The following is a 12,714-nucleotide window of genomic DNA, read 5'->3' on the forward strand; positions in this document are numbered from 1 at the left end:
CTCTTATAGATAAGTTTCTTTCAGGATTCTGACTTCAATTCGATTGTTGGATAGAAATATAACAAACCGTGATATGCGCTAAATGAAGTGTTGCAAAAGTGTAATAGGAAATTGATTTACGGTGAGTGTGACTCGTGTTACGGTGAAATCGTACCTGTAATAAGCGTCACAGGTATTCACATCTATGAAGGAATTGCTATGTCTATCAAAAGTTTCGCCGTACTTCCTGTTACTCTCGCTTTTGCCTGCGGCGGGTCTCTCCCGGCAGTTGTTGCTGGTGACGAGGTGCCGCAAGGGTCTCATGTTAATATGTCGATACCTACCAGTGAGGATGACGCTCTCGCGCAAGACTTGGCAAAGGTGCTTATTGAAGCGGAAAGCGTGCCACCAGATGGTCAGCTTCGAACAACGGGATCTTTGCGGTGGAAGGTGACGAAAGAGTCGTCGCAAGAACTCTCCCTCATGGGTAGGGAGCAGGGCTACGCTCCTCAGTTCCGAGTGACCGCAGGTTGGTATCTATACCTTTATCTCAACACGGACGAACATAAGCGGATTGGAATGGCTGTCGGTGGAGTGCTTGGAAATGCCATATGCGGTTCGTTGGGAGTTACGGGGGTTGGTGGCCTTGCCTGTGTAACCGTCTTGGCAACGTTTTCACGTTACCTTATGGAAAAAGGCGCACCTGGGCCGAATCAATGTGGAGAGCTTAGGTTGTTGTGGGGAGCGTTCACCCCGGTAGGTTATAAAATAATCAATCGTCCGTGCAATGAGATTTAAGGAGGGGGTATGCGTTCGAAGAGGTACTTCTATTTCTCGCAACTGGCACTTGGTGTCGTGTTGAGCTGCTTTGTACTGAATGTACTGAAGAGGCGTTCTTGGTATGACTACGCTCTTATCCCCGGCCTTGTCACTCTTGCGTTATTCGGCCTTGCTCTGTGGCACCGGCATCGTGAAAACGAAGTACGCGCTACACTGCGCCGTTTGGAAGCGGAACGCAAGCACGAGGAAGAAGAATGAGGGGAACTCGGGTTGCTGGGTGAGTGTCCATCTCGGTAGTTTATAAAAACATCAATCGTCCGTGCAATGAGATTTAAGGAGGAGGTATGCGCTCGAAGAGATATTTCATATGGGCAAGTTCGTGGCTCGGTGCAACGTTGGGTATCGTGATAATGGCTCTAGTGAGGGATAACCCGTGGTACGACTACGCTCTTATCCCCGGCCTTGTCACTCTTGCGTTATTCGGCCTTGCGCTGTGGCACCGGCATCGTGAAAACGAAGTACGCGCTACACTGCGCCGTTTGGAAGCGGAACGCCGCAGTTTGGAAGCGGACCGCGAGGGCGAGCACGAAGGAGAAGAATGAGAAAATTCGTGAGCGATATGAAAAGCGGCTGGAACGCCTAGGTTCCAGCCGCTTTTTCTAATTTCCTCTAAGTATCAGCGCGGTAGATATAAGAGATACAACCGCGCCGGAGGTCCGGCCTGCATGGCCGGGGTACAGCCTACTTGGCCAGTGCGTTCACGCGCTTAGCAAGCTTCGACTTGCGGTTCGCCGCTTGGTTGCGGTGAATAACACCCTTGGACACAGCCTTGTCCAGCTTGCGGGAGGCCGCGGCCAGGAGGGTTTCCGCTTCTTCGGCATTGCCGGCTTCCACGGCAAGGCGAGTCTTACGGATGTAGGTCTTCAGTTCCGACTTAACGGCCTGGTTGCGAAGGCGACGCTTCTCGTTCGTCAGAACGCGCTTCTTCTGCTGCTTGATATTAGCCAATGAAATATCTCTTTCGGTCAATCGCTAGGCGATAGATGAATATGGTCGGAGAGGGAAGCGTTCCTCGTAGGACTGCGGGCGTGGGGCACCCGTGGTTGTTACGAAAGAACAAGGACTTGCCACCCGACCGGTGAAAGTCCATCTCCAAACACTACCAGAATCAGGCGGTTTCGCGCGAGGTCCCGGTGTGAAACCCCTCTCCCGCGCGCTTGTCCAGTAGCGTGTTCAGGAACGTGGTGACAGCGGGAAGATTCGCGATGCGGCGCAGAATGACCGTGGCACCTGACGTCGTCGTCACAAGAAGGGAACCGGAGGTGCCGGTACCCGTAGGTTGCGCCTCCACCCGTGCCACCGCGGCGAGCGGAAGATCGTGCCCGAGCTTCGTGAATACCCCGCGCCGAGTGATAATCCGGCGGTTGGTAATACTCACGGTGCTCATATACCACTGCAGCCACGGCCACCCGGCTATCGCAATAAGCGTGAGAACCCCGGCCGCCACCACCAGCCACCCGGCCAGCGGCTGCCAACTACCTGGCAGCGCGACCACCCCGAGCACCGCGAGGAACACCACCGCCGCGGCACCGAGCGCCCGCGGCAACAAATGCCGGGCATCGGGGTGCATATGGACAAGGAGTTCTTCGCCGGTTCCGAGTAGTTTTTGCGACAGAGGCATACTGACCATCGTGCCACAAAGAAAACGCGGGCGTGCGAGGCGGCCGATAGCGCGTGGGGGATGCGACGCTGCGCGATACGGTACGACGCCGCGCCTAGCTGCCCGCGCCGTGCCTGCCTCAGCTATCCAAGCCGTAGCCGCGGGCGGTGAGCTCCAAGCACGCCAGTGATTCTTCATGCGAGGTGGCCTGCACCGAAATCATGAGCTCATCGGCCTGGGCATCCCGGGCGAACGTGCGCAGATACTCGCCCACCTCGGTCGCATTACCCACCGCGGTGTAGCGGAGCATATCGAGGATCTGGCGGCCCTGCGCGCTGTCCAGCACCGCAGCAAGATCCGCATCGGAAATATCGCGGCCGGGCGCCCCGCGCAACAGCATATTGCGAACCCGAGCCCGCTTGACCCGCTCAAATTCCCGCGCGGCAGCCTCCGACGTTTCCGCCGCGGTCACATTTACCGCCGCAATGACATAGGGGTGGGCAAGGGCTTCGGAGGGCTGGAAATTCTCCCGGTAGTGGGCGATAGCCTCGTGGAGCAGGCGCGGAGCGAAATGAGAAGCAAAAGAATAGGGTAGGCCCAGCTGCGCGGCCAGATCCGCCCCGAAAAGCGAAGAACCCAGAATAATGAGGGGGACGTGGGTGCCCTGGCCCGGATAGGCCGCCACGCCCGGTACCCGGGAAGTATCCCCGAGGAACCCCTGGAGTTCCATCACATCACGGGGGAAGTTCTCATAGGCGCTAGCATCGCGGCGCAGCGCGTAGAGGGTGCGGCTATCGGTGCCCGGTGCCCGCCCGAGCCCCAGATCGATACGGTTCGGGTACATCTCCGCAAGGGCCCCGAATTGTTCAGCAACGACGAGCGGAGAATGATTGGGGAGCATGACACCGCCCGCACCCAGCCGAATCCGTGCGGTGTGGGAGGCGACGTAGCCGATGATAATCGCGGGGGAGGAGGAGATCACCGTGGGCATATTGTGATGCTCGGTGTACCACACCCGGGTGTATCCCAAAGCCTCGGCGCGCTGGGCGAGGTCCACACAGCGGTGCAGGGCCGCGGCGGGGGCTTCGCCGTCGTACCGCGTAGCGAAATCTAACACTGACAAAGGAACATTCATGGCAACTCCCGTGACCGATATATCCATATCCATTATGGTCCAAGGACTATACTTGAGCAGAGTTTATTGTGAAGGAGAGACGTGCCTATTTCTTCCGCTGAGGAATCGCGCGCCATTATTCCGGGCGCCACACCGCCCGAGCGTATCCGCAACTTTTGTATCATCGCGCATATTGACCACGGAAAATCCACGCTAGCTGACCGGATGCTCCAGCTCACCGGCATCGTGGAACAGCGCGAGATGCGCGATCAGTACCTGGACCGGATGGATATTGAGCGCGAACGCGGCATCACCATCAAATCGCAGGCCGTGCGGTTGCCGTGGTCGGTGGAGGGGAAAGCTTACGCCCTCAATATGATCGATACCCCCGGCCACGTGGACTTCTCCTATGAAGTGAACCGTTCGCTGGCGGCCTGCGAAGGCGCGGTGCTGCTCGTGGATGCCACCCAGGGGATTGAGGCGCAAACTTTGGCCAATCTCTATATGGCCATGGAAAACGACCTCACGATTATTCCCGTCCTCAATAAAATTGATTTGCCTTCCGCGCAGCCGGAAAAAATCGCGGAAGAAGTGGCGTCCCTGCTCGGTGTGGAACCGGAGGAATGCCTAGCCGTTTCCGGGAAAACGGGGGCGGGCGTGCCGGAACTGCTGGACCGGATCGTCGCGGAGATTCCCGCGCCCTCCGGGCGCCCGGAGGGGCCGGCTCGCGCCATGATTTTCGATTCTGTTTACGATATTTATCGCGGGGTCGTCACCTATGTGCGTGTGGTTGATGGTGAGCTAACTACCCGCTCGAAGGTGCGGACCATGGCTACCCGCACCGAACATGAACTCCTGGAACTGGGCGTGATCTCCCCGGAACCCACCCCCACCACCGCGCTGGGTGCCGGGGAAGTGGGGTACCTCATCACCGGGGTGAAGGATGTGCGCCAAACCCGCGTGGGAGATACCGTGACCGGCGCGCGGGAGAGTGCCACCGAAGCCCTGCCCGGCTATCTCGATCCGAAACCGATGGTGTATTCCGGGATCTATCCTATGGACGGCTCTGATTTCCCGAATCTGCGCGAAGCCCTGGAAAAGCTCAAGCTCAATGATGCCTCGTTGGTGTATGAACCGGAAAGCTCAGTGGCCCTCGGTTTCGGTTTCCGCTGCGGCTTCCTGGGATTGCTCCACTTGGAGATTATCCGCGAACGCCTCGAGCGGGAATTCGACCTCGATATTATTGCCACCGCGCCCTCGGTGATCTACCGGGTCATCACAGACGCCGGTGAAGAACTCACCGTCACCAACCCCTCGGAATTCCCGGAAGGGAAAATTCGGGAGATTTACGAGCCGACCGTGCGCGCCACGATCCTGGCTCCTTCCGATTACGTAGGCTCCATTATGGAGCTGTGCCAGGAACGGCGCGGGGCGCTGCAGGGCATGGATTACCTTACGGCCGAACGGGTGGAGATCCACTACGTGCTGCCGCTAGCGGAGATCGTGACCGATTTCTTTGATCAGCTCAAGTCACGCACGAAGGGCTACGCCTCCCTCGATTACGATATTGCCGGCGAACAGCCCTCTGATCTAGTCAAGGTCGATGTGCTCCTCAACCACGAACAGGTGGATGCTTTCTCCGCTATCGTCCACAAAGACAAGGCATATTCCTACGGCAATGAGATGACGAAGAAACTCAAAACCCTCATTCCGCGCCAGCAATTCGAAATCCCGGTGCAGGCCGCGGTGGGTTCGCGCATTATCGCCCGCGAAACTATTAAGGCCCTGCGTAAGGACGTGCTGTCCAAGTGCTACGGCGGCGACGTCTCCCGTAAACGCAAGCTGTTGGAAAAGCAGAAGGAAGGCAAGAAGCGCATGAAGTCCATCGGGCGCGTGGACGTGCCCCAAGAAGCTTTCGTGGCAGCTCTCACCTCCGAAGCACCCACGGGGAAGTAAGCATGGCCGAGTCTCCCGCACCAGATCGCTCCCAATGGCGCATCCGCTCCTTCTCCCTGCGCGGTTCCCGCCTGGGTGCGCGCCACGAAGAAACGGTGGCCCGCCACCCCGAGCTTTTCGTGCCGCTGGCACCCGGCCCCCAGGCCACCACGGTTGCCCTCGATGCGCGCTGTGACCTCACGGAAGTTTTTGGCCGCGCGGCCCCGCTCGCCGTGGAAATCGGTCCGGGTTCGGGCGAACACGGGGTCTCCTTCGCGCAGCGCCACCCCGAATATAATGTGCTGCTCGTCGAAGCGTGGGCTCCCGGCGCGGCGCGCTGCGTGGCCAGTATTCTGCGTGCGGGCGTAACGAACGTGCGGGTGCTGGAGGCCGACGCCGCCCAGGCGCTCCCCGTCCTCTTTGGCCTGGAATGCGCGGGCCTGGTGCGCGGGGAGGATGTGACCACGTGCGGGCCGGAGCGCAGCGCCACCCATCCGAATGCTGCCAATCCGCGCGTCGAGCAGGTGTGGACATTCTTCCCCGATCCCTGGCGCAAAGCCCGCCACCACAAGCGCCGCCTGGTGGCCGCGCCTTTTGCCACGGTGGTGGCCGGGATGCTCCGGGAAGGAGGCGCGTGGCGGCTGGCCACGGATTGGGATAATTACGCCTGGCAGATGCGCGACGTCGTCGAAGCATCCCCGTACTTCACGAATCCGCATGCCGGTGAACGCCCGAACCCCGCGGATCCCACCCCGGAGCGCGGCGGTTTCGCACCGCGGTGGGAAGAACGGGTTTTGACTCGTTTTGAGGAACGCGGCATTGCGGCCGGGCGCACCATCCACGATATTCTCGCGGTGCGAGCCTAGTCTCCGATGGCTTCCCTTCCGCACGGTGAGCCGGCTCCGGCTTCCGGCATCCTCCCGAACCCGGATGTGAGCGCCGGTTTCTCCGCTTACGTCCACATTCCTTTCTGCACGGTGCGCTGCGGGTACTGCGATTTGAATACCTACACCAAGCCGAGCTTCGGGCCGGGGGCGGGCCGCGATGATTTCCCGGCGTCCCTCGCCCGTGAAATAGCGCTCTCGCGCGCGGTTCTCGACACCGGCACCAATCGCGCCGCGCTGCGCACCGTATTCTTCGGGGGCGGCACGCCCACCCTGTTGGACGCCCGGCAGCTCGTCTCGGTGCTCGCGGATCTCGCAAGCGCTTTCGGCCTGGCTGAGGGTGCCGAAATCACCACGGAATGCAATCCGGAATCCGTGGACCGCGCGGCCCTCGCGACCCTGCGCGCCGGCGGTTTCACCCGCATCTCTTTCGGGATGCAATCAGCCGTACCCGAGGTGCTGCGCACCCTCGACCGCCAGCACAGCCCCGGGCAGGTAGAACGCGTATGCGCGTGGGCGCGCGAGTTGGGCCTGGAGTATTCCCTCGACCTCATTTACGGTGCGCCCGGGGAAACAATGGGGCAGTGGCGCACCTCCCTGGCCGCGGCTCTTGCCCTCGAACCGGCGCATATCAGTGCCTACGGACTCATGGTGGAACCGGGAACCAAAATGGGCATGCAGGCCCGCCGCGGCCTCATTAGCCTCCCCGATCCGGATGAGCTCGCCGATAAATACGAGGTCGCGGACGATATTCTCAGCGCGGCCGGCTACCGCTGGTACGAAATTTCCAATTGGGCCCGCCCCGGTCACGAATGCCGGCACAATTGCTATTACTGGGAGAACGCGAATTGGTGGGGTTACGGCCCCGGCGCGCACTCGCATATTAACGGGGTACGGTTTTGGAACGTCAAACACCCGCGCGCGTACGCGGATCGCGTCTGGGCTCGCGGGATTGGAAACGACGACGGCGCCGCCGCGCCACGCGCGGCGGGCGAGGTAGCCATGAGCCACTCGGCGATTAGCTCGCCGGCCCTGGAGCGGGAAATTCTCAGTCCGGCTGAACAACGCGAAGAAAAAATCATGCTCGGTATTCGGATGAGCCGGGGAATTGATATTCCGCGGGGCGTGGATGCCGCGGTGGTGGCGGGTCTGGTTCGCGATGGTTTAGTAGAGGCAGAAATAGCGCGCTCCGGGCGCCTTGTTTTGACCCGGCGCGGGCGGCTCCTGGCTGATACCGTAACCCGGGCGCTCTGGTAGCGCAGTGGGTAGTTATGCGTGGCGGCGGCGAATCCGCAGCGAAGGCCGCTTGATCCCGAGCCGGTAGCGGCGCTTGGGCGCACGCCCGATGAGGAAGATCCCGAGCAGCATAATAATGGCGCCCAACCATTGCAGGGCGGAGAGCCGTTCTCCAACCAGTAGCGCGGAAAAAATAATGGCACTCAGGGGCTGAATCAAAATAAGGGTAGCGGCCACCGAGGGATTAACGAGGGGCATACTTGCCTGGCAGAACAACCATCCCAGTACCTGGCTGGAAAGCGCGATAAGAATCATCCATCCCCAGGAACTCGCTGAGAGTGCGAGGGTGAGAGGCCCGTGGGTGGCAATGAGCAGCGGGGTGGACACCACCGTGGTTACCAGGCAGACGATCGCCATGGCGGTGCCCTGATGGTGCGGAGAATTTGTGCGCCCGGTGAGGACCACGTAGACGGTATAGGTCAGGCCCGCGAGCGCGGAGAGGATAATGCCGCGTACCAGATCGGATCCGCCGGCGCCGTCGAGAATACCGGAAAGTAAGAAAATCCCGCCGAGGGAAAAAGGCGCGGCCACGAAAAACATCCACGGGACCCGGTTGCGGAAGAAAATCCAGGCGACCAACGGTACCGCGAGGGCCTGCACGTAATTGACCACCACAGCGGAAACCGAGGGGCCGGCTAGTAGTACCGACGGCGTCCACAAGGCCATATCCACCCCGAAGCACACCCCGCATACCGCGTAGAGCAGCAGGTCAGCGCGACGCATCGGCCCGTACTGGCGCCATTCATGGACCACCATGGGCAGTAGGGCAAGGAAAGCGAGACCGAAGCGGAAGAACACAATCGTGGTGGCGTTTTCTCCCGATAGCGTGATGAAGGGAGAGACAAGTCCCACGAGAACCGAAGCGACGGCGAGGGTGCCGCGCGGGGACGCAACAGCGATTTTGTCCACGACGGAGCGGCGCTGGGAGGCCACGTGATCACAACTCCTGATAGGGGTGAAGAAGAACCGAAACAACGAGGGCAGCGGCTCCGGCCGGGACCGGATAGGCGCACGCAGCAAGGATATACCCTGAGGGCCTAGGAATCGTAGCGCTACCGGGTGCGTCCTCGCGCTACCGGGTACGCCTTTCCCTACCGGGTGCCGGCAGCGGTCACGAAATCAATGAGTTCTTCCATGCGGCCCAGTAGCGCGGGCTCAATATCTTTATACGAATGCACGCAGCTAAGAATCCGGGCCCAGGCCCGGCCAATATCTTCCGCGGTTTCGTGCGGCCAGCCGAGCCGGCGCAGGGTACCCACTTTAATATCTTCCCCGCGCGGTACCTCCGGCCAGGCGCGCAAGCCCACGGCGGCAGGTTTAATCGCTTGCCACACGTCGATATAGGGATGGCCGAGCACGAGCACGCCCGGGCCGGCCACCCGCGCCGCAATCCGAGATTCTTTGGAACCGGGCACCAGGTGATCTACCAGTGCACCCAGGCGATGCTCATTATCGGGAGCAGTTTCCCGCACTACGGACTCCAGATTATCCACCCCGAGTAATTCTTCGACCACCACCCCTTCGAGAGCCAGATCTTCACCCCAGATCTTGGCCACCAGTTCGGCGTCGTGCTTGCCTTCTACCCAGATACGCGAGGCGCGTGCTACGCGCGCCCGCGCCGTGACGTGAAAAGATCCGGACGCGGTTAGGAGCCGGCCGCGCGGGGCCTCCACTTTCGGGGTGGTGATTTCTACCGGCTCACCCTCGATCCAATAACCTTTGCCCAGCGGGAAGGAACGGCGCACCCCGCCGCGGCCCTCCACTTCCATCTGCCAGCGGCCGGCTACTTTCCCTACCGAAAGCACCTCGCCCACGAAGCCGGAGGCCACATCCTCGATGAGGAGGCCGGGGGCGGCCGGAACGGGGCGGGAGGGGCGGCGGTGGTCGTGCGGGTCGCGGGCGAGGACGTCGTCGCCGTAGCGATCAGGCATTCCGGTAGCAGAGAACATCACGCTCTAAGGGTATGCGCTCCCGGGCGTCCCCGCGTAGAATTAGCACTCGAAGGTATAGAGTGCTGAGCGGGGAGGAAGAACACAGGTGGCGGCAGAAGATCGGCGCGGGCGCGTTCTTGAGGCGATTGTGCGCGATTACGTCACCACCCGCGAACCGGTGGGATCCAAAGCTCTGGTAGAACGCTACGCGCTGGGAGTGTCCCCGGCTACCGTGCGTAATGATATGGCGGTCTTGGAAGAAGCCGGGCTGCTCACCCATCCGCATACCTCGGCCGGGCGCATCCCCACCGATGCCGGCTACCGCGCGTTCGTAGATTCCCTTACTACCGTCAAGCCGCTTTCGCGAGCGGAACGGCGCGCTATCAGTCAAATCCTTGATGCCGCGGTGGATCTTGATGATGTGCTGGATCGCGCCGCGCGATTGCTTTCCCACCTCACCCAGCAAGTCGCGGTCATCCAATACCCGGCGCTGGATAAAGCAGTGTTGCGCCACCTGGAACTCATTTGGCTCGGCGCTACCCGTATTCTCCTCGTGGTCATTACCAGCGCGGGGCGGGTAGAACAGCGCGTTATCGCGGTGCCTGCGCACCTGGAAGGTCTCGATGTGGACGCGGTGAGCCGGGAGGTAACTACCCGCTGTAACGGCCAGCCGTTGACCACCGCGGTTGCGGTACTCGCAGAGATCGCCGAACGCAGCGAACCGGAGGCTGCCGCAGCTCTGCGCGATATCGCGGCGGCGCTCACCACCGCGGTGCATACCGGTGCGGAGGATCGCCTCACCATGGCCGGCACCGCCAATCTTTCGCGCCATTCGGTGGATTTCCTGCACTCGATTTCTCCGGTGCTGGATGCCTTGGAAGAACAGGTCGTGCTCTTGCGGCTCCTCGCCGCGATGGAAACTGATGTGGCAGTATCCATCGGAGTGGAAAATGACCATGAAAACCTGAGTGAAACCTCGGTGGTTTCCTCAAGTTACGAAGTGGCCGGGCATGAAGTAGCCCGGGTGGGCGTGGTTGGCCCTACCCGAATGGACTATCCCGGGAATATCGCGGCGGTGCGCGCCGTTGCCCACTATCTATCCGGTATTCTATCCGGGCAGTCATAAGTGCGGTGGTACCACAGCAGCCGGGAGCACGGCGTTTGAACGGGCACTCATCAGCTAGGTGGCACGCCGGGGCACGGGCAGGGCGCAGAACATAACAAAGACGGGAGAAATGTGGCTGATTTTTACGAAACCCTCGGGGTGGAACGCGATGCGAGCCAGGAGCAAATCCGCAAAGCGTACCTGCGCCTCTCGCGCAAATTACACCCGGATCACGCCGGTCCGGAAGCCGCCGAACGTTATAAAGAAGTCAACGAAGCGTATACGGTGCTCTCCAACCCGGACTCGCGCCGGCAATACGACCTCGGCGGACTCGGCGGGGGAGCCGGGGCTGGCGGTTTTGGTTTCGATATGAACGATATCTTCTCCACCTTCTTCGGGGGAGCGGGTATGCGCGCGGGCGGTCCGGCCCCGCGCGGGGAACGCGGGCGTGATGCGCTGCTCGGTTTGAGCATCGAGCTCTCCGACGTGGTCTTCGGAGCCCAGCGCCAGGTCAGTGACTCCTTCTTCAGCGTGTGCCCTACATGTGCGGGTAGCGGCTGCGCGGCCGGTTCCCAACCGGTCACGTGCGGGGCCTGCCAAGGCCAGGGCATGGTTCAGCAAGTCACAAATTCCCTCTTCGGGCAAATGGTTACCCAGGTGCCCTGCCACACCTGCGAGGGCCACGGTACCGTCATCGCGGACCCCTGCCGCCCCTGCCACGGCACCGGGCGCATCCGCCAAGAAAAAACCCTCACCGTGGACATCCCGGCCGGAATCGAGAACGGAATGCGTATCCGCCTGCGCGGCCAGGGCGATGCCGGAACCTTCGGTGCCCCGGCCGGTGATATTTTTGTGGAAATCCGGGTAGCGGAACACCCTATTTTCCAGCGGGTGGGCGAAGAACTCCTCGGTGAAGTTCAGGTGCCCATGACCTTCGCGGCCCTGGGCGGAACCGTCACCATTCCGACCCTGGACGGGGACCGCGAGCTGGAGATTCCCGCCGGGACCTCATCCGGCGTGGTCCTCACCCTCAAAGGCTTGGGGGTTGCCCGTTTGCGTGGCAAGGGCCGCGGGGATATGCGTATCACCGTTGCGGTGACAACCCCAACAGACCTCGATGAACGCCAGCGCGAGCTCCTGCGCGAACTGGCCGAGCTGCGCGGGGAAAGCGTGCAGGATGCTCAGCTATCCGAGCAGGGCAAATCCTTCTTCGATAAATTGCGCGAAAGGTTGAGTTCGCTGTGACGCTCCCGCTTTTCTTCGCTGACTTCCCCGCCACCCGGCCCGGGGGCGGAGCCGGCGCATCCCTCCGGGTAGGCCAGGAACTCAGTCTCACCGGCGAGGAAGCTCGCCACGCCAACGTCATGCGGATCCGGGTAGGGGAGGAGGTTCTGCTTTCCGATGGGGAAGGCCGCCGTGCCCGGTGCACGGTGAGCGTCGTCGCCAAAAATGAGGTGCGCGCCCGCATCGAGGCCGTGACCGCGGAGCCGAAACCGGCCGGGCCCATCACCCTGGTGCAGGCCCTTGCCAAGGGCGGCCGCGATGAACAGGCGGTGGAAACCTGCACCGAATACGGGGTGTGGGATATCGTCCCGTGGGAAGCGGCCCGTTGCGTTGCGTCGTGGAAAAACAAGGAAGAAAAAGGCCGGGCTCGCTGGCAGGCCACCGCACGCGCGGCGGCGAAACAATCGCGGCGCAGCTATATTCCGCGTATCCGTTCATTAAGTACGACGGCGCAGCTGCCCCGGGCCCTCGCCGGGAGCACCGTGTTCATCTGCCATGAGGAAGCCGAGGTTACCCTGGCAGAAGCGGTAACCCGCGGAACGGTGAGCCTCGCGCACGTGGCCGGGCCCGTGGCCGTGATTATCGGCCCGGAAGGCGGGATTGCACCGGAGGAGATGGAGGCATTGCAGGCGGCGGGCGCTATCCCGGTGCTCCTGGGGGCGCATGTGCTGCGCAGCGCCTCCGCCGGGGCCTACGCACTGGCAAGTATCGCCACCGTGCGGGCGCTGGGCGCGCTACTATAGGAC

14 protein-coding genes are annotated in these 12,714 nt (G+C 61.6%); 9 read left to right on the top strand and 5 right to left on the bottom strand.

All coding sequences use genetic code 11. The annotated features are described in order from the left end of the window. Nucleotides 1-198: 198 nt before the first annotated feature. From AC5RK6_RS03185 to AC5RK6_RS03195, 3 genes are all read left to right on the top strand, one after another. Nucleotides 199-777, top strand: a complete 579-nt coding sequence (locus tag AC5RK6_RS03185) for a hypothetical protein (protein ID WP_274733019.1) — start codon at nt 199-201, stop codon at nt 775-777. Nucleotides 778-786: 9 nt separating this feature from the next. Further along, entirely contained in the window at nt 787-1,017 is a 231-nt protein-coding gene (locus tag AC5RK6_RS03190; protein WP_274733021.1) for a hypothetical protein, read from the top strand. A 152-nt stretch (nt 1,018-1,169) separates the two neighbouring features. Next, the gene (locus tag AC5RK6_RS03195; protein ID WP_274733023.1) at nt 1,170-1,361 is read left to right on the top strand and encodes a hypothetical protein; all 192 of its coding nucleotides are present in this window, start codon (nt 1,170-1,172) and stop codon (nt 1,359-1,361) included. A 139-nt stretch (nt 1,362-1,500) separates the two neighbouring features. Here AC5RK6_RS03195 and rpsT read toward each other — a convergent pair whose 3' ends face one another. From rpsT to AC5RK6_RS03210, 3 genes are all read right to left on the bottom strand, one after another. Next, nucleotides 1,501-1,767, bottom strand: coding sequence for a 30S ribosomal protein S20 (rpsT, locus tag AC5RK6_RS03200; protein WP_016442875.1), 267 nt, complete (start codon nt 1,765-1,767; stop codon nt 1,501-1,503). Nucleotides 1,768-1,927: 160 nt separating this feature from the next. Then, nucleotides 1,928-2,440, bottom strand: a complete 513-nt coding sequence (locus AC5RK6_RS03205) for a PH domain-containing protein (protein WP_274733025.1) — start codon at nt 2,438-2,440, stop codon at nt 1,928-1,930. Between the two features lie 118 nt (nt 2,441-2,558). Further along, nucleotides 2,559-3,587 carry an LLM class flavin-dependent oxidoreductase gene (locus AC5RK6_RS03210; RefSeq protein WP_274733027.1) on the bottom strand — a complete coding sequence of 343 codons (1,029 nt, stop codon included), beginning with the start codon at nt 3,585-3,587 and terminating at the stop codon, nt 2,559-2,561. A 48-nt stretch (nt 3,588-3,635) separates the two neighbouring features. Between AC5RK6_RS03210 and lepA the strand changes: the two genes are divergently transcribed. Genes lepA through hemW form a run of 3 tightly spaced genes read left to right on the top strand, consistent with a single transcriptional unit; the run spans nt 3,636 to nt 7,609 of the window. After that, the gene (gene lepA / locus AC5RK6_RS03215; protein ID WP_126134519.1) at nt 3,636-5,489 is read left to right on the top strand and encodes a translation elongation factor 4; all 1,854 of its coding nucleotides are present in this window, start codon (nt 3,636-3,638) and stop codon (nt 5,487-5,489) included. A 2-nt stretch (nt 5,490-5,491) separates the two neighbouring features. Further along, entirely contained in the window at nt 5,492-6,334 is an 843-nt protein-coding gene (trmB, locus tag AC5RK6_RS03220) for a tRNA (guanine(46)-N(7))-methyltransferase TrmB (RefSeq protein ID WP_274733030.1), read from the top strand. Nucleotides 6,335-6,340: 6 nt separating this feature from the next. Next, a complete protein-coding gene (gene hemW, locus AC5RK6_RS03225) occupies nt 6,341-7,609 on the top strand; it encodes a radical SAM family heme chaperone HemW (RefSeq protein ID WP_493926363.1) in 1,269 nt (422 codons plus the stop codon). Nucleotides 7,610-7,621: 12 nt separating this feature from the next. Here hemW and AC5RK6_RS03230 read toward each other — a convergent pair whose 3' ends face one another. Both AC5RK6_RS03230 and AC5RK6_RS03235 read right to left on the bottom strand, forming a co-directional pair. Next, the gene (locus AC5RK6_RS03230; protein ID WP_126134516.1) at nt 7,622-8,581 is read right to left on the bottom strand and encodes a DMT family transporter; all 960 of its coding nucleotides are present in this window, start codon (nt 8,579-8,581) and stop codon (nt 7,622-7,624) included. A gap of 158 nt (nt 8,582-8,739) precedes the next feature. Continuing rightward, on the bottom strand, nt 8,740-9,597 hold the full coding sequence (locus tag AC5RK6_RS03235; protein ID WP_274733127.1) for a DUF3097 family protein: 858 nt from the start codon (nt 9,595-9,597) through the stop codon (nt 8,740-8,742). Between the two features lie 88 nt (nt 9,598-9,685). On the opposite strand from AC5RK6_RS03235, the gene hrcA reads away from it, so the two are divergent. The 3 genes from hrcA to AC5RK6_RS03250 all read left to right on the top strand — a co-directional run bounded on the left by hrcA (nt 9,686) and on the right by AC5RK6_RS03250 (nt 12,711). Further along, nucleotides 9,686-10,705 carry a heat-inducible transcriptional repressor HrcA gene (hrcA, locus tag AC5RK6_RS03240; protein ID WP_435730918.1) on the top strand — a complete coding sequence of 340 codons (1,020 nt, stop codon included), beginning with the start codon at nt 9,686-9,688 and terminating at the stop codon, nt 10,703-10,705. A 111-nt stretch (nt 10,706-10,816) separates the two neighbouring features. Further along, nucleotides 10,817-11,929, top strand: coding sequence for a J domain-containing protein (locus tag AC5RK6_RS03245; RefSeq protein WP_126134514.1), 1,113 nt, complete (start codon nt 10,817-10,819; stop codon nt 11,927-11,929). Further along, nucleotides 11,926-12,711, top strand: a complete 786-nt coding sequence (locus tag AC5RK6_RS03250; RefSeq protein WP_274733035.1) for a 16S rRNA (uracil(1498)-N(3))-methyltransferase — start codon at nt 11,926-11,928, stop codon at nt 12,709-12,711. The genes AC5RK6_RS03245 and AC5RK6_RS03250 overlap by 4 nt, the downstream gene beginning before the upstream one ends. Nucleotides 12,712-12,714: the final 3 nt, after the last annotated feature.

The organism is Actinotignum sp. usb-actsch-213 (assembly GCF_059085665.1).